This window comes from Wukongibacter baidiensis, assembly GCF_050888315.1.
GTDB classification, from domain to species: Bacteria; Bacillota; Clostridia; order Peptostreptococcales; family Caminicellaceae; genus Wukongibacter; species Wukongibacter baidiensis.
In genome coordinates, this window is record NZ_CP138202.1 from 5,634,590 (window position 1) to 5,651,189 (window position 16,600).

Here is a 16,600-nt window from a genome sequence, read left to right on the forward strand (position 1 = left end):
TCTAATGTGTATAAATTAATAGACTAGTAATAAGAACAATATAAAAACCTTAGTAAATATTAGTTATATATAAATGACAGGAAAAACAAAAACTAACAGAACAATGTTTGTATATGCTCTTTTATACTCCCATATACTACAATTGAAAGGAGGGCTTTATAACAATGGATTTACTTTCAATTACTTTATATGAAAATGTAGACAATACGAATAAATTAGTAGATAGGATCCTAAAAAATTATGGAAACGAAGACCTCAAGATAAAAAGCAGCGTAGTAGAAGATGGAAAGTTTAATACTATCAAATTTTATATAGATGAGGATTTTATTAGGGAAAATAAGAAGCAATATGATGAATGCTTTGATGAATTTAATCATCACGTAGCCATAGGTATATCTAATTATATAGTAGATATCTTAGAGATAAAAATAGTAGAAAAAATTTTATATGCTAATTATTATTTTCTAAAGGCAAATGAAAAAAGGTTGATAATTGAAGAATTAAATAAATGCTTTGACAATGAAATTTATGATAGAAGTATCGATGTGCCCTACAAGGTAAATAGAAAAGCAAAAATTCTTTATAGGTTATTAGATTTTCTGGATGAAAATAATAACATAAATATTGAAGGTTTTGTTAATTTCAGACTAAGGAACTACCTTGAGGATCTATATGAAATAATTGATAGAGTAATTGAAGAATATGTAATGGAAAAAGAATATAAGGAATTCATAAAACTATTGAAATATTTTGTGGATATTCAGGAATCAAAAATTGAATTAATTAATATTGTAGTAGATAAAACAGGAACATATCACTTTTTTGATGAGGGAAACAACTTGATTAATGACGAGTACATAAGGGGATTGATAGCTGATCTAGTAGATAGCAACCTAAACAATGATGATATGCTTGTTAGTACTCTAATAACTATAGCACCAAAAAAAATAGTATTTCATTTTGTAAGCAATGTTAAGAACACTGAGATTATTGAAACTATAAAAAATATTTTTGATGGAAAAGTTTATACATGTAACAATTGTCGTTTATGTAATATGAATAAAATAATAAAAGAAGAGTAGAAACATGAGAAGCGGTTAAGGCTGACCCAGTATCTGAATTTACTTGCTGTTGCTAAAATGGAGAAGGTGAACTACTTTAGTATGTCTTCCGGTTATTCTCCTACAGCAATCTCAGTTTTCAGATTTGGGGCAGCCTATTATTATGCTGACAAATTAAAGCTATTGAAAGCATTTTAGGGATATGTTATACTTTACTTTGTTCCTAGAAGTTATAACATAAGAGGTGAAGAAATGTTCTGGACAAAAGTGGCGCTTCTATCTATAATAGGAGCTTTTATAGGATGGATGACAAATGTATTTGCAATTAAATTAATTTTTAGGCCTCTAAACCCGGTTAAGATCCCTTTTGTAGATTTACATATACAGGGTTTGATACCTAAAAGGAAAAAAGAGATAGCCCAAAGTATTGGGCACACTGTTGAAACGGAACTTGTTTCTATTGAGGAAATAATAGACAAGCTTATAGAAGAAGAAAATAAAGCTGAAATGATTTCTGAAATAAAGGAAAAAGTTAGAAAAATTGCTGAAGAAAAAATGCCGTCCCTTATTCCTGGAACTATTAAGGGAATGATTATGGTCTATGTAGACGAAATAATTGAAAGTGAAGGGGAAAATGCAATAAATGAGTTGAGTGAAAAACTTATTCATAAGGCAACTAGTCAGGTTAGTATAGCTGAAATTATTGAAGAGAAGATTAATATGTTTGAGCTTGAAAAACTTGAAGAAATCATTTTAAATATTGCCAAAAAAGAACTTAAACATATTGAACTTTTAGGTGGCTTTATAGGTTTTGTTATTGGATTTGTCCAAGGTGTAGTAATCCAGTTATTTTAAATTTAATGTGAATAGATGTATAGAATATAGATAAAATGCAAAAACTTATTGACAAATGATTTTTTTAAAATATAATAATATTAAAACCTATACAGATTGTATAATGACAGGGAAGAGTACTATAGGTTCAGTCTTCAGAGAGGAAATGCCACGGCTGGGAGCATTTCTGATATGGCTATAGGAAAACTACCCTCGAGTAGTAATTTAGTAGCGTACAGTGAAAAAATTACCGGATGGCAACGTTAATGCCGATTGAGTGGATATTTCCAATTAGGGTGGAACCGCGGGTTAACCTCTCGTCCCTACGTAAAGTAGAGATGAGGGTTTTTTTGTTTTTGAATTCTTATGAAAAATTAGGTTATAGGGAGGTTTATAGTATGGAACAAGTAAAAATTACATTAAAAGATGGTTCTATTAGAGAAGTAGATAAGGATAGTACTATACTAGAGATAGCTAAGTCGATTAGCGGCAGACTTGCAAAGGAAGCTGTTGCCGGTGAAGTAAATGGGGAAGTAGTAGATTTGACTTACAGAGTAGGTGAAGACTGTGAAGTTAACATCATTAGGTTTGAAGATGAAGACGGTAAGGAAGTATTTAGACATACAAGCTCTCACATATTAGCTCAAGCAGTTCAAAAATTATTTCCAGGAACAAAGCTAGCAATAGGACCGGCTATTGAAAACGGATACTATTACGACTTTGATTCTGAGCATAAATTTACCCCAGAAGATCTAGAAAAAATTGAAAAAGAAATGAACAAAATTGTTAAAGATGACTTAAAACCTAAGAGATTTGAACTTCCGAGAGATGAAGCTATAAAGTATATGGAAGAGAAAGAAGAACCTTATAAGGTCGAGCTTATAAGAGACTTACCAGAAGATGCTGTTATCTCGTTTTATGAGCAGGGAGATTTTGTAGACTTATGTGCTGGACCTCATATTTCATCAACAAAGCAGGTAAAGGCACTAAAACTTTTAAGTATAGCAGGAGCTTACTGGAGAGGCGATGAAAATAAAAAAATGCTTCAAAGAATCTATGGAACATCTTTTCCAAAGAAGAAATTATTGGAAGAGTATCTTCATAGATTAGAGGAAGCTAAGAAAAGAGATCACAGAAAACTTGGAAAAGAACTAAAACTATTCACTATCCTAGAAGAAGGCCCAGGATTCCCGTTCTTCCTACCAAAGGGGATGGAATTAAAAAATACTCTAATGAATTACTGGAGAGATGTTCACAGAAAAGCTGGATATGTTGAAGTAGAAACTCCAATTATATTAAACAGAAGATTATGGGAAACTTCAGGACATTGGGATCACTATAAAGAAAATATGTATACTTTAAAGATAGATGAAGAGGATTTTGCTATTAAGCCTATGAACTGTCCAGGAGGAATGTTAGTTTACAAAACTGATATGCGCTCATATAAAGACTTCCCAATGAGATTTGGTGAAGTTGGTAGAGTTCATAGACATGAATTATCTGGAGCTCTTCATGGACTTATGAGAGTTAGAGCATTTACTCAAGATGATGCCCACATCTTTATGCTTCCTGAGCAAATTAAGGATGAAATAAAAGGCGTTGCTAACTTAATAGATGAAGTATATACTAAGTTTGGATTTAAATATCATGTTGAATTATCAACAAGACCTGAAGATTCAATGGGTAGTGATGAAGAATGGGAAATGGCTGAAAATGCACTTAAGGAAGCACTAGAGGAATTAAATCTGCCATATAAGCTAAATGAAGGTGATGGTGCTTTCTATGGACCTAAGATAGACTTCCAGTTAGAAGATTGCATTGGTAGAACTTGGCAGTGTGGAACAATCCAACTCGACTTCCAACTACCTCAAAGATTTGATCTGACATATATAGGTACCGATGGAGAAAAGCATAGACCTATTGTAATACACAGAGTTGCCTTTGGAAGTATAGAAAGATTTATTGGTATATTGATTGAGCATTTTGCTGGTAAATTCCCTACTTGGTTGGCACCACAGCAAGTTAGAATACTTCCAATAACTGATAGACATGTAGAATATGCAGAGGGTCTTGCTAAGGAAATGAAGGATAAAGATATAAAAGTAGAAGTTGATAGCAGAAATGAGAAAATTGGATATAAGATCCGTGAAGCTCAGCTTCAAAAAGTTCCTTATATGCTTATTGTTGGAGATAAGGAATTAGAGAATAAAGAAATATCTGTACGTTCAAGGGACAAAGGAGAGCTTGGAAGCCAAAAACTAGATGACTTCATAGAGCAGGTAGTAAGCGAAATAAAAAATAGAGAGTTAACAATATAGGGGTTATAAATTAAAGTATTTACTTAAATTCCTATATCATAGTTTTACTTTTTCTCGATAAATAGTCTATAGATAGAAAATAAAAAGCCGTTTAGTTATTCTAAACGGCTTTTTATAATACATAGGAAATTATAAATTTATTAAAATTGCTTACAAATATAATTTCCATTATGTATTTCAAAAAAGTCAACCTTTGGAACCTTTAAATAGGAGACCTTTTTATATTATAGAGAGGTTTTTTGAACTATCAAATTTTTTGATTATAGTATTTAACTCTTCACCAGTTAAGGTCTCTTTATCATATAGAACATCGGCTATTTTGTTTAATAAATCTTTATTTGACTTCATTCTTACTAAAGAATCCTTATAACAGGCATCTATTATTTGATTTATTTCTTTATCGATTACATCGTAACAGTTGCGAACATGAATTGGTTCATAGAATCTATTTTCTAAATTGCTCATACCATACTCGCAAACCATTTGAAAGGCTATGTGATTTGCCTTTTTTAAATCATCCTTAGCTCCAGTTGAAACACTACCGAAGATAATTTCTTCGGCTGCCCTACCTCCAAGCATAACTTTAATTTTACTATATAGCTCTTCCTTTGTTATGAGAAATCTTTCTTCATCTGGAATATACATAACATATCCTAGAGCTTGGCTTCTAGGGATAATTGATATCTTCGAAATTAAATCGGTACTTAATATTCTTCCCATTAGAGCATGGCCAGCTTCGTGGAAGGACACTCTTCTTTTTTCCTTTTCTATAATAGAAAAGTTTTTTCTTTCTAATCCTCCGACAACCTTTTCGATGGCCCTACTAAAATCATTAAAATCAATAATTTTTTTATTATCTCTTACGGCATATATTGCAGCCTCATTTGCAATGTTAGAGATATGTGCTCCTGACATTCCATGAGTCCTTTTAGCAAGTTCCTTTACATCGATTTTAGGACTAATGGGCTTGTTTTTAATATGAACCTTAAAAATCTCTTCTCTTGATTTTATGTCAGGATTGCCGATGAAGATGTTTCTATCAAATCTTCCTGGTCTGCTTAAAGCTTCATCTAACATGTCGATTCTGTTTGTTGCACCAATAACTATAACTGTTTGGTCATTATTGAAACCATCCATTTCAATTAAAAGTTGATTAAGGGTCTGATCCTTTTCGTTGTTGCTTTCCAAAGTACGCTTAGCTCCAATAGCATCAACTTCATCGATAAAGATAACTGAAGGACACTCTTTTCTAGCTTTTTCGAAAAGAGCTCGCACTCGTTTAGCTCCAACTCCAACGTATTTTTCTACAAATTCAGAACCACTGGCTGGAATAAATTTGGCGTTGGTTTCCCCAGCAATGGCTCTAGCTAATAGGGTTTTTCCAGTTCCAGGAGGTCCATGTAAAAGTATGCCCTTAGGAATTTTTGCGCCCATGGCTTTATATTTTTCTGGATTTTTGAGAAAATCAATTATTTCTCCGAGTTCTTCTTTTACTTCGTCCAACCCTGCTACATCCTTAAAACCTATAATCGCTTCATTTGATTTTTCACTCTTTTTATCATTTTTATCATTTTTTAAATTAGCAGGTGCAAACTGTGGAGAATTATCGTGTTTCACAAAATATATTATTAAACAAATACTTAGTAACAGCATTAGAAAAATTGTTGAATTACCAAGGTAATTTGAAGACTGAGCATTTGCATTGGAAGTTGTTATTGTAATCATGTTTAGAAGAAGTATTCCTAACAAGATATACAAAAGAGTTTTTTTCTTCAAGTTTAAAACCACCTACCTTTACTTATACTGTTTTATGGAGCAATTAAGGTATCAAATAGAAGCAATAGAGCAAATTACCTAATTTCTATTATGCGTTCAGTCGGAGCAAGTTAGAATTATGCAATTTCCTCAATATTTAAAAACTTTTATTCGACATTAGTGTACCCAAAGTCAAATTAAAAAATGAATTAAAACTTAAATAATCTTATTAAAAATTTGTAGATATAAATTCCTTACAAAACTATACTGTTTATAAATCTAAGAGTAGAAATTGAAGTGATTTCTGCTAATGCTAGAAATAGTTAAATAACAGAATATAAACAAAATTTTAATATATAAAAAAATTTTTATAGTAAACGCAATTCAAAAAAAGAAGGAAAAATCAAAAAAATGTAGAAATTAATAAATTGTTAACAATTTCATAAAAAAACAATATTTTTTATACATAAAACTGAATAATAATTCATTTACTCTTTTGAGTAATTAAAACAAGCATGTCTACATAGTTATTTATTAAATACTTTTTAATAAATATATATTGATAAGAAGGGAGGGAAAGCGTTTAACACTTTTAAAAGTAATATAAATTTTGAAATGAAAGTAAGAGGGGGATTTTTAATGTTTAAAAGATTTTTAGCAGTGTTATTAGCTTTAACACTAGTAATTGGATTAGCTGCTTGTGGTCAAAAGCCAGCTACAACTGAAGAACCAGCTAAGTCTGAAGAGTCAGCTAAAGCAGAAGAACCAGCTGCTGATGACAACTGGAAGATAGGTATAATGACTGGTACTGTTGTACAAAACGAAGAAGAGTATAGAGCAGCTCAAAATGTAGTAGAAAAGTATGGTGAAGAGCATGTTATAACAATGACTTATCCACCTAAATTTATGGATGAGCAAGAGACTACAATTGCAAACGTAGTTAGTATGGCTTCAGACCCAGATGTAAAAGCAATAATTATATGTCAAGCTGTTCCTGGAACTGGTGCAGCAATAGATAAGGCTAGAGAAATTAGAGACGATATTTTATATGTTGTAGGTGTTCCTGGAGAAGATCCAAGTCTAATTTCTTCTAAAGCTGACGTTGTATTCCAATTGGATGAATTAGCAATGGGTATTAATGTTCCTGAGCAAGCTAAAAAGCAAGGAGCTAAGAAATTTGTTCACTACTCATTCCCAAGACATATGTCTTATCCACTACTTTCTGCAAGAAGAGACATCATGAAAGAAACTTGTGAAAAGATAGGTTTAGAATTTATCGATGCTACTGCTCCTGACCCAACAGGTGATGCTGGTGTTCCAGGTGCTCAACAATTTATTTTAGAAGATGTACCAAGAATGATTGAAAAGCATGGTAAGGACACTGCATTCTTCAGTACTAACTGTTCAATGCAAGTACCACTTATAAAGGCAGCTTTAGACGGTGGCGCTGTATATCCACAACCTTGTTGTCCTTCTCCATTCCACGGATTCCCATCAGCATTATCAATAGAAATACCTGAAGATAAAAAAGGTGACATTGATTTTACTGTAGAGCAAATCAAAGCTAAAATAGCTGAAAAGGATGGAACTGGTAGATTCTCTACATGGCCAGTACCTGTAGCTATGATGTTCATCGAAGCTGGTGCTGACTATGCTAAAGCATACATGGATGGCGAAACTAATGGTAAAGTTGACGTAGACGTTATTAAAGCTAAATTTAGTGAGTATGCAAAAGTTGATGTTCAAGTAAACACATTAAATGAAAATGGAAATGAATTTGATAACTTCTTTACAGTATTATTAGATTTCCTTAACTTCTAAGAGATAATTAATAATTAGAAATAATATTTTGCAAGGTTGCCTTTAGGCAGCCTTGCATTATGATTAAACTAATAAGGTTGGTGAAAGTGGATGCAGGAAAAGTACACATTGCAAATGAAAAACATTGAAAAGGATTATTTCGGAAATAAGGTACTTAAAGGCGTTAATCTATCTGTTAAGCCTGGAGAAATCCACGCGTTATTAGGAGAAAATGGTGCTGGTAAATCAACTCTAATGAATATATTATTCGGAATGCCTGTAATTCATTCTACAGGTGGCTTTGATGGTGAAGTTTTTATAGGTGGGGAAAAAGTAAATTTTAAATCACCAAAGGAAGCAATGGAAAAAGGTATTGGAATGGTTCATCAAGAGTTTATGCTTGTACCTGGATTTACATTAACTGAAAATATAAAGCTAAATAGAGAGATACTTAAGGACAACTTTATAAGTCGCTTGTTTAACAGGGATAGTCTGAAATTCTTAGATTTTAAGCAAATGAATAAGGATGCTAGAAAGGCCCTAGATACACTTGGAATTGGTATTGAGGAATGGGTAAAGGTTGCGGGACTTCCTGTTGGATACATGCAATTTATAGAGATTGCTAGGGAAATAGACAAAAACAATGTAAAAATTTTAGTGTTCGATGAACCTACAGCAGTTCTAACTGAAAGTGAAGCCGATAATCTACTAAAGGCTATGAAGAAACTAGCAAAGACTGGTATAGCTATTCTGTTCATTACCCATAGATTAGATGAGGTTATGGATGCTGCTGATAAGGTTACTATATTAAGAGATGGTGAATGGGTTACTACTAAAAGCAAAGAAGATACAAATGTATTAGAGCTTGCTGAGCTGATGGTTGGTAGAAAGGTAGAAGTTACTAATAAAGCCGAAGAAGCATCTAAGGAAAATGAAGAAAATATACTTTCAATAAAAGATTTAAATGTTAATATGCCTGGAGAAGAAGTTCAAGGAATAAGCATAGATATTAAAAAGGGTGAGATACTTGGTATAGGTGGTTTGGCTGGCCAAGGTAAGATTGGGATTGCTAACGGACTAATGGGATTATATGAAACTACTGGTGAAATACTTTTAAGAGGAGAAAATCTTAAACTTAATGATACAAGAGAATCGTTGAAAAAAGGACTTGCCTTTGTTTCTGAAGATAGAAGGGGAGTAGGACTACTTCTGGATTCTTCTATTGAGCATAATATAGCTATTACTACTTTACAAATAAAGGGTGAGTTTTTAAATAAATATGGTATTTTTAATCAGATTGATAGTAACAAGATTAGAAGACATGCACTGAAGATGATAGAAGATCTAGATATAAGATGTACAGGACCACAGCAGCTTACAAGAAGGCTAAGTGGAGGGAACCAGCAAAAGGTATGTATCGCAAGGGCTTTAACGCTAGAGCCTGATATCTTGTTGGTTTCAGAACCAACGAGGGGTATAGATATCGGTGCAAAAAAATTAGTCTTAGATTTATTGGTGAAGTTAAATAAAGAGCTTGGAATGACCATAATAATGACATCTAGTGAGCTAGCAGAGCTAAGGTCCATTTCCGATAGAATTGCTATTATAACAGAAGGCAAGCTTGAAGGGATACTTAAACCTAGTGATAGTGATGCGGACTTTGGACTGATGATGGCTGGAGAGTATAATAAGATTCATGGCAAGGAGGTTATATAAATGGCTGAATCAGTAAAACAATTTACTAAAAAATTCGGGCTTCCAAGATTGATCATCACAACTTTTTTTATACTATTATGTGTAACAGCAGTACTGATGGGATTGCCTTTTGGATCGATGGTATCTGACGTTATAAGAAGGTTTGGTATGTTTGGAGTATTAGTTTTGGCTATGGTACCTGCTATCCAGTCTGGTATAGGACCAAATTTTGCTTTGCCTTTAGGAATTCTTTGTGGATTATTTGGTGGAATAATAAGTATGGAACTAGGCTTTGTTGGTGGAACAGGATTTTGGAGTTCAATTATTATTTCTCTACCCTTTGCAATTGCTGTTGGATGGGGCTACGGTATAATGCTTAATAAGATAAAGGGATCTGAGATGCTAGTAGCGACCTATATGGGATTTTCTGCAACTGCATTCATGTGTATAATGTGGGTTGCCTTACCTTTTAAGCATCCTGAGATGGTATGGCCTATAGGTAAGGGTTTGAGGGTAACGGTTTCCTTAGACTATACCTTTGGACAAATCTTAAATGACTTTGCAAAATTTAACATTGGATCTGTTAAAATTCCTACTGGATTATTACTATTCTTTTTAGGTTCTTGTCTTATTGTTTGGTTATTTACAAGGAGTAAGATGGGTATAGCGATGAGGGCTGTAGGGGATAATCCTAAATTTGCAGCGGCTTCTGGTATGAATGTTGATAACAGTAGAATTATCGGAACAACTTTATCAACAGTGATTGGAGCTATAGGAATTATTGTATACTCACAAAGTTTTGGATTCTATCAATTATATATGGCTCCTCAGTATATGGCCTTTGGTGCAGTAGCAGCTATTTTAATCGGTGGAGCTTCTGCAAGGAAAGCTAAAATTTCTCATGTTATTCTAGGAGTTTTCTTGTTCCAAGGTATGCTAACAGTAGCTCTTCCCGTGGCAAATGGATTAATACCGGAAGGAAATCTATCGGAAGTACTTAGAGTTATAGTACAAAATGGTATAATCATTTATGCATTGACTCAAGTAGGAAGGGGCGAATAATATGGCAGAAATAAACAATGAAAAAGCTATAAATGAAAACTTAGAAAAATTGAATTCATCATTTGACATAAAAAAATTCTTGTTTGATAATATGGTTACGATATTATTTGTTATTCTATGTATTGGTGGAGCTATGGCATCTAAGTTGCCCTTATTTTTCATAGCTAATGAGTTATTAACACGGATTACGAGAAACTCATTTTTAGTTTTAGCCCTTATAATTCCTGTGTTAGCAGGTATGGGACTTAACTTTAGTATAGTTATAGGAGCCATGGCGGCGCAGATTGCTATCATAATTGTTACTCACTTAGGGATAGGAGGAATGCCCGGATTTTTGCTTTGTGCTGGATTAGCAGTTCCCTTTGCAGTAGTGTTTGGTATTTTGGTAGGTAAATTACTAAACAAAACTAAGGGGCAGGAAATGATCGCCAGTATGATAACCGGTTTCTTCGCAAATGGGTTATATCAATTATTATTCCTATTTTTAGTAGGGACACTAATACCTATGAAAAACGAAGTTTTGATGTTAAGTAGTGGCATTGGAATAAGAAATACTATTGATTTAAAGGCCATCATGTATTCCCTAGATAAAATTTGGAAGGTTCCTCTATTCAATGTATTAATATTAGCAGGGCTTGTTATGATAGTTTATGGATGCTATAAGCTTTCCATAGGTAATAAAAATAAATTTAAACAAATTAGTAAAGTTAGACAGATAGTTATATCCACACTTGGAGTGTTATTACTTATAATAGGTTGTATGTTTGCTTTTCCTAGTATACTTCCTAAGAACTTGAAAATGTTGGCTAACTTAAAATTGTCTGTAGTTACAGCATCATCGGTTGTAGTTTTATGTATATTTAATGTTGTGATTGTTAAAACTAAGCTTGGTCAAGATTTTAGAACGGTTGGTCAAGATAAGCATATTGCATCTGTTTCAGGTATAAATGTTGATAAGACTAGATTAATAGCTATAACTATATCTACAGTATTAGCTGCTTGGGGACAATTGATTTTCCTTCAAAATATTGGTACACTAAATACCTATGGAAGTCACGTTCAAATAGCAACCTTTGCTATAGCTGCTATACTTATAGGTGGAGCATCTGTTTCAAAGGCAACAATAGGTCAAGCATTGCTTGGGGTAATACTATTCCATACATTGTTTATTGTTTCGCCTATGGCTGCAAAGAATTTATTCGGAGATGCACAAATAGGGGAATTCTTTAGGAATTTTATTGCCTACGGAGTTATAGGTGTGTCTTTAGGACTCCATGCATGGAAGAAAACACTGCAAGCAATGAAAAAGTAGGTTGATAATTTTTCGTGAAAAAAAATCAAAAAATATATTGACATGTATTTGAACTAGTGATAAACTAAATCAGGAATAAGAAATGGAAATTAACACATATTATAATAAAGTAGAAGCATTCGTTTCTCACCTTATAACATGAGTTATAGGGTTAATATAGCCAGTGTATATAAAACTACTTAACTTTTATTTAGATAAAAAAGTTTTGGCTGTAAGACGAATGTTTAGGCATTCGTCTTTTATTTTATAAATTTTTAATGATGTTGTTATATAATATCAGGAGGTGGACAACTATTAAGAATAAGCAGGAAATTAATGAATCGATAAGAGATCGTGAAGTAAGACTTATTGACTCAAACGGAGACCAGCTAGGTATAGTGTCATCAAAAAGAGCACTTGAGTTAGCTGCAGAAAGAAAGCTTGATTTAGTAAAGATTGCTCCAAAGGCAAAACCGCCAGTATGTAAAATTATGGACTTTGGAAAGTATAAATACGAGCAAGCTAAGAGAGAAAAGGAAGCAAAGAAAAAGCAAAAAATAGTCACTGTAAAAGAAGTTAGATTGAGTCTTAACATAGAAGAAAATGATATAAACACAAAAGCCAATAGAGCGATTAAGTTCTTAGAAAAAGGCGATAAAGTAAAAGTTTCTTTAAGATTTAAAGGAAGAGAGCTAGGACATACACATTTAGGTGTAGATGTCATGAATAAATTTTTCGCTATAGTATCAGAAGCAGGTTCTATGGAGAAAAAGCCTAAAATGGAAGGTAGAAGTATGATAATGATATTAGCTCCAAATAATTAGTAATTAACTGCTGAAGGGAGGAAATACAATGCCTAAAATGAAGACTCATAGAGGTGCTGCAAAAAGATTAAAAGTTACAGGTACAGGAAAAGTTAAGAGAAAAAAGGCGTACACTAGCCATATTTTAACTAAAAAATCTGCTAAGAGAAAAAGAAACCTACGTCAGTCTACATTAGTATCTGATGGTGATTATAAAAGAATCAAGACACTTATTCCATATCTATAAATTATAGGATAAAGCAAAGGAGGTAGAAAGAAATGGCAAGAGTAAAAAAGGCCGTTAACGCTAAGAAAAAACATAAGAAAATATTAAAGCTTGCTAAAGGTTATTATGGTGCAAAAAGTAAGATTTTCAGACCTGCTAACCAAGCAGTAATGAGATCTTTAAGATATGCTTACGTAGGACGTAAATTAAGAAAAAGAGATTTTAGAAAATTATGGATTGCTAGAATCAATGCTGCAGCAAGAATGAATGATATTTCATACAGCAGATTAATCAATGGATTAAAAATTGCTGGTGTGAATGTAAATAGAAAAATGCTTTCTGAGATGGCTATTCATGATCCAGATGGCTTCAAGCAACTTGTTGATGTAGCAAAAGCAAAATTAAACGCATAAATAATATAAATAACATAAAAAATAGACTCTTTAAGAGTCTATTTTTCTATCAATACATGAATTTTCATTTTGACTTTTAAAAAATGGATGAAAGTGGTATAATATACAGATGAAATCAATATTATAGAGATTCCAGTATAGATTTTAATTTATATTAGGAACTTTATATTCGATTGAGGTGATTACAATCGAAAAGAATAATACTATAAATAACTACCAACTAAATCCCGCACAAATATTAGTTCTTGGATTTGCGAGTATAATATTAATAGGTGCAATTTTATTAAATCTTCCGATTGCTTCGAAAAGTGGTGAGAGTGTAGGTTTTATAAACGCCATATTTACCGCAACATCTGCTGTATGCGTAACAGGCTTAGCTGTTGTAGATACAGGGACATTTTGGACAGTCTTTGGAAAAACCGTTATTCTTTTACTTATTCAAATTGGCGGTTTAGGATTCATGACTATGGCTACTTTAGTCTATTTTGTTATAGGTAAACGAATTTCACTACGAGAAAGACTAATTATGCAGGAAGCTTTAAATCAGTTTAATATTGCGGGGCTAGTAAGACTTACAAAGTATATTCTTTTTACAACTTTTATAATTGAAGGTATAGGTGCATTTTTTTTGTCTCTAAGATTTATACCGGAATATGGTACTCTAAAGGGAATTATGTATGGAATATTCCACTCGATATCGGCATTTTGTAATGCAGGTTTTGACCTTATTGGCAAAGGTAGAAGTTTAACTCCATACGTTGATGATGCATTAGTTAATGTTGTAATCTGTCTCCTTATCATTGTGGGTGGACTAGGTTTCACGGTTATCATGGATGTATTAAAATTTAGGAAATTCAGTAAATTAACATTACATACAAAATTGGTTTTAAGCATAAGTGGGATACTTATTTTAGCAGGATTTGTATTTAGTTTTCTTGTAGAATTTAACAATCCTGATACTTTAGGTAATCTCAGTGTGAAGGGAAAGATTATTGGGAGTATGTTTCAAGCTATAACGCCTAGAACTGCTGGATTTAATACTCTGCCAATGGACAAATTAACAATGGCGTCAAAGTTCTTCGTAATAATTTTGATGTTTATTGGAGGATCGCCAAGTTCCACGGCTGGAGGTATAAAAACTACTACGGCTGGAGTTCTATTCTTATCTTTTATATCAATAATAAGAGGTAAAAATGACATAGAGGCTTTCAGAAGGAGAATTTCTAAGGATATGGCAAATAGGGCATTGGCAATAGTTCTTATTGGTGTGATGTGGGTTGGCGTTGTTACAATGATTCTTTCCATTACAGAAGTAAATCAAGATTTTCTTGATATATTTTTTGAAACCGTTTCTGCCTTTGGAACTGTAGGACTTTCACTAGGAATTACTTCAGAGCTTAGTTTGATTGGGAAAATAGTCATATCACTTACCATGTTTGCTGGTAGAGTAGGTGCATTAACTATTGTATTTGCATTAGGTAGAAAGAAGAAGAGTAATAAAGGACTAGTTAGATATCCCGAGGGAAAAGTAATGGTTGGATAGAGGGGTGGCTATATGAAAAAGCAATTTGTAATTGTTGGTTGTGGAAGATTTGGTTCAAGTGTTGCGAAAACACTTTGCAATATGGGAAATGAAGTATTGGTAGTAGATAGAAATGAAGAAACAATACAAAGTATTGCTGATCAAGTTACACATGCTGTTCAGGCTGACGCCACAGATGAGAACTCAATAAAGTCTTTAGGAATAAGAAACTTTGACGTTGCAGTGGTAACGATTGGATCAAATATCCAATCTTCTATACTTGTTACATTGATGGTTAAGGAACTTGGTGTGAAATATGTTGTAGCCAAAGCTCAGAACGAAATGCATGCTAAGGTTTTATATAAAATAGGTGCCGATAGAGTAGTATTCCCAGAAAGAGAAATGGGAGTAAGAGTAGCTCATAATCTAGTTTCTTCAAACATAATGGACTATATTGAATTAGCTCCAGATTACAGTATAGTTGAGATTGCAACCCTAGACGAATGGATAGGTAAAAGCTTAAGAGAACTCAATATAAGATCAAAATATGGAATTAACGTTATGGCTATTAAACATGGACCTAATATAGATATCTCACCTAGGGCTACAGATTTGATTGAGGATGGAGATGTTCTAGTTGTTATAGGCCATAATGACGATATACAAAAAATTGAGAAGAGATAGGTGTGTTATAATTGACCCTTGAAATAACTTCCTTATCTAATAAACATATAAAGCATATTAAGATGCTTCATAAAAGAAAATTTAGAGAAAAAAATAGCGAATTCATTATAGAAGGCTTAAGAATAATAGAGCACGGTATTAACAATAATGCAAATATTAGTGCTGTATATTATGGTGAAGAAATAACTAAGACTAATAGAGGGACTGAGCTATTAAACAATATAGCTTCTAGAAATATAGATTTATATAAAGTAAACGATAAGATTTTAAAAGAAATATCGACTACTGACAATTCCCAAGGTATAATTGGAGTTGTTAAAAGAGAATCCTATGATTTAAATGAAATCATTAATAAGGACAAGTTTGTTTTGATTATCTTAGATAGACTCCAAGACCCAGGTAATGTTGGAACAATAATTAGAACTGCCGATTCAGCAGGTGTGGATGGGATAATAGTTTTGAAGGGAACAGTTGATATCTATAATAGCAAAACAATAAGGTCAACTATGGGATCTATTTTTACCTTGCCGGTAATACATGTAGATGAAACCAGTAATATTATTAATGATTTGAAGTCGCGGGACACAGATATTATTGCTACAACATTACAGGCTGAAAAATATCATTTTGAGGCAAATTATAGAAGCAAGAATGCAATCATTATCGGCAATGAAGCCAATGGAATATCAGATGAATTAATGGAGCTTTCCAATATAAAAATCAAGATACCAATAATTGGGAAAGCAGAATCATTAAATGCTTCTATAGCATCAGGTATTATTATATATGAGATAGTAAGGCAGGATTATTTTTCAGAAAATTAAATAATTTAAAAAATAACTACTTGTAAACCCTTTTTTGCTGTGCTATAATTTTACCTAAGCAAACTAGTAAAAGGGGTGCATCTATCAATGATGTATATGGCTCAAGTGTTTTGGGAAATATTTATGTTAACTGGAAACCTGGATGCGTATCTCTTATATAAACAAGTATTGGCTTGTTAGTGAATATTTTAAATAATTAAATTGGCTGTGAAAGAGAAAAGTAGGGTAATGACTATTTACAGAGAGGAAATGTCATCGGCTGAGAGCATTTCTACCTAAGGATTATCTGAAGTTCACTCTGGAGCTATAGGA

General features: G+C 32.7%; 14 protein-coding genes and 2 other annotated features (1 of these 16 only partly in view). Of the genes, 13 read left to right on the forward strand and 1 reads right to left on the reverse strand.

Annotated features, from left to right (window positions below):
* Nucleotides 1-164 precede the first annotated feature (164 nt).
* The 3 genes from ytxC (at nt 165) to thrS (ending at nt 4,213) form a co-directional block, all read left to right on the forward strand.
* Nucleotides 165-1,082 carry a putative sporulation protein YtxC gene (ytxC, locus tag R9X47_RS25490; protein ID WP_432663928.1) on the forward strand — a complete coding sequence of 306 codons (918 nt, stop codon included), beginning with the start codon at nt 165-167 and terminating at the stop codon, nt 1,080-1,082.
* 231 nt (nt 1,083-1,313) lie between these two features.
* A complete protein-coding gene (locus R9X47_RS25495) occupies nt 1,314-1,916 on the forward strand; it encodes a DUF445 domain-containing protein (protein WP_432663929.1) in 603 nt (200 codons plus the stop codon).
* A gap of 94 nt (nt 1,917-2,010) precedes the next feature.
* Nucleotides 2,011-2,223 (forward strand) — a binding site (T-box leader).
* A gap of 70 nt (nt 2,224-2,293) precedes the next feature.
* On the forward strand, nt 2,294-4,213 hold the full coding sequence (thrS, locus tag R9X47_RS25500) for a threonine--tRNA ligase (protein WP_432663930.1): 1,920 nt from the start codon (nt 2,294-2,296) through the stop codon (nt 4,211-4,213).
* Nucleotides 4,214-4,432: 219 nt separating this feature from the next.
* Here the strand turns inward: thrS and R9X47_RS25505 are convergent, their stop codons facing one another.
* The gene (locus R9X47_RS25505; RefSeq protein ID WP_432663931.1) at nt 4,433-5,989 is read right to left on the reverse strand and encodes an ATP-dependent metallopeptidase FtsH/Yme1/Tma family protein; all 1,557 of its coding nucleotides are present in this window, start codon (nt 5,987-5,989) and stop codon (nt 4,433-4,435) included.
* Between the two features lie 618 nt (nt 5,990-6,607).
* Here R9X47_RS25505 and R9X47_RS25510 point away from each other — a divergent pair.
* From R9X47_RS25510 to R9X47_RS25555, 10 genes are all read left to right on the forward strand, one after another.
* Entirely contained in the window at nt 6,608-7,789 is a 1,182-nt protein-coding gene (locus tag R9X47_RS25510) for a DUF3798 domain-containing protein (protein ID WP_432663932.1), read from the forward strand.
* Nucleotides 7,790-7,879: 90 nt separating this feature from the next.
* On the forward strand, nt 7,880-9,484 hold the full coding sequence (locus R9X47_RS25515; RefSeq protein WP_432663933.1) for a sugar ABC transporter ATP-binding protein: 1,605 nt from the start codon (nt 7,880-7,882) through the stop codon (nt 9,482-9,484).
* The gene (locus R9X47_RS25520) at nt 9,485-10,525 is read left to right on the forward strand and encodes an ABC transporter permease subunit (RefSeq protein ID WP_432663934.1); all 1,041 of its coding nucleotides are present in this window, start codon (nt 9,485-9,487) and stop codon (nt 10,523-10,525) included.
* Nucleotide 10,526: 1 nt separating this feature from the next.
* Nucleotides 10,527-11,837, forward strand: coding sequence for an ABC transporter permease subunit (locus R9X47_RS25525; protein ID WP_432663935.1), 1,311 nt, complete (start codon nt 10,527-10,529; stop codon nt 11,835-11,837).
* Nucleotides 11,838-12,094: 257 nt separating this feature from the next.
* On the forward strand, nt 12,095-12,640 hold the full coding sequence (gene infC, locus R9X47_RS25530) for a translation initiation factor IF-3 (RefSeq protein WP_432663936.1): 546 nt from the start codon (nt 12,095-12,097) through the stop codon (nt 12,638-12,640).
* A gap of 28 nt (nt 12,641-12,668) precedes the next feature.
* Nucleotides 12,669-12,866, forward strand: a complete 198-nt coding sequence (gene rpmI, locus R9X47_RS25535) for a 50S ribosomal protein L35 (protein ID WP_432663937.1) — start codon at nt 12,669-12,671, stop codon at nt 12,864-12,866.
* A 32-nt stretch (nt 12,867-12,898) separates the two neighbouring features.
* A complete protein-coding gene (gene rplT / locus R9X47_RS25540) occupies nt 12,899-13,258 on the forward strand; it encodes a 50S ribosomal protein L20 (protein WP_432663938.1) in 360 nt (119 codons plus the stop codon).
* A 187-nt stretch (nt 13,259-13,445) separates the two neighbouring features.
* On the forward strand, nt 13,446-14,801 hold the full coding sequence (locus tag R9X47_RS25545) for a TrkH family potassium uptake protein (protein ID WP_432667696.1): 1,356 nt from the start codon (nt 13,446-13,448) through the stop codon (nt 14,799-14,801).
* A gap of 12 nt (nt 14,802-14,813) precedes the next feature.
* Nucleotides 14,814-15,464 carry a potassium channel family protein gene (locus R9X47_RS25550; RefSeq protein WP_432663939.1) on the forward strand — a complete coding sequence of 217 codons (651 nt, stop codon included), beginning with the start codon at nt 14,814-14,816 and terminating at the stop codon, nt 15,462-15,464.
* An 11-nt stretch (nt 15,465-15,475) separates the two neighbouring features.
* The gene (locus R9X47_RS25555; protein WP_432663940.1) at nt 15,476-16,288 is read left to right on the forward strand and encodes a TrmH family RNA methyltransferase; all 813 of its coding nucleotides are present in this window, start codon (nt 15,476-15,478) and stop codon (nt 16,286-16,288) included.
* Nucleotides 16,289-16,486: 198 nt separating this feature from the next.
* Nucleotides 16,487-16,600: a binding site (T-box leader), on the forward strand (it continues 125 nt past the right edge of the window).

What these genes read in the sequence shown, in the direction of transcription:
- R9X47_RS25520 (WP_432663934.1), top strand. Translation starts at nt 9,485, where the DNA reads ATGGCTGAATCAGTAAAACAATTTACTAAAAAATTCGGGCTTCCAAGA.
- R9X47_RS25525 (WP_432663935.1), top strand. Translation starts at nt 10,527, where the DNA reads ATGGCAGAAATAAACAATGAAAAAGCTATAAATGAAAACTTAGAAAAA.
- rpmI (WP_432663937.1), top strand. Translation starts at nt 12,669, where the DNA reads ATGCCTAAAATGAAGACTCATAGAGGTGCTGCAAAAAGATTAAAAGTT.
- R9X47_RS25495 (WP_432663929.1), top strand. Translation starts at nt 1,314, where the DNA reads ATGTTCTGGACAAAAGTGGCGCTTCTATCTATAATAGGAGCTTTTATA.
- ytxC (WP_432663928.1), top strand. Translation starts at nt 165, where the DNA reads ATGGATTTACTTTCAATTACTTTATATGAAAATGTAGACAATACGAAT.
- infC (WP_432663936.1), top strand. Translation starts at nt 12,095, where the DNA reads ATGATGTTGTTATATAATATCAGGAGGTGGACAACTATTAAGAATAAG.
- thrS (WP_432663930.1), top strand. Translation starts at nt 2,294, where the DNA reads ATGGAACAAGTAAAAATTACATTAAAAGATGGTTCTATTAGAGAAGTA.
- R9X47_RS25550 (WP_432663939.1), top strand. Translation starts at nt 14,814, where the DNA reads ATGAAAAAGCAATTTGTAATTGTTGGTTGTGGAAGATTTGGTTCAAGT.
- R9X47_RS25510 (WP_432663932.1), top strand. Translation starts at nt 6,608, where the DNA reads ATGTTTAAAAGATTTTTAGCAGTGTTATTAGCTTTAACACTAGTAATT.
- rplT (WP_432663938.1), top strand. Translation starts at nt 12,899, where the DNA reads ATGGCAAGAGTAAAAAAGGCCGTTAACGCTAAGAAAAAACATAAGAAA.
- R9X47_RS25515 (WP_432663933.1), top strand. Translation starts at nt 7,880, where the DNA reads ATGCAGGAAAAGTACACATTGCAAATGAAAAACATTGAAAAGGATTAT.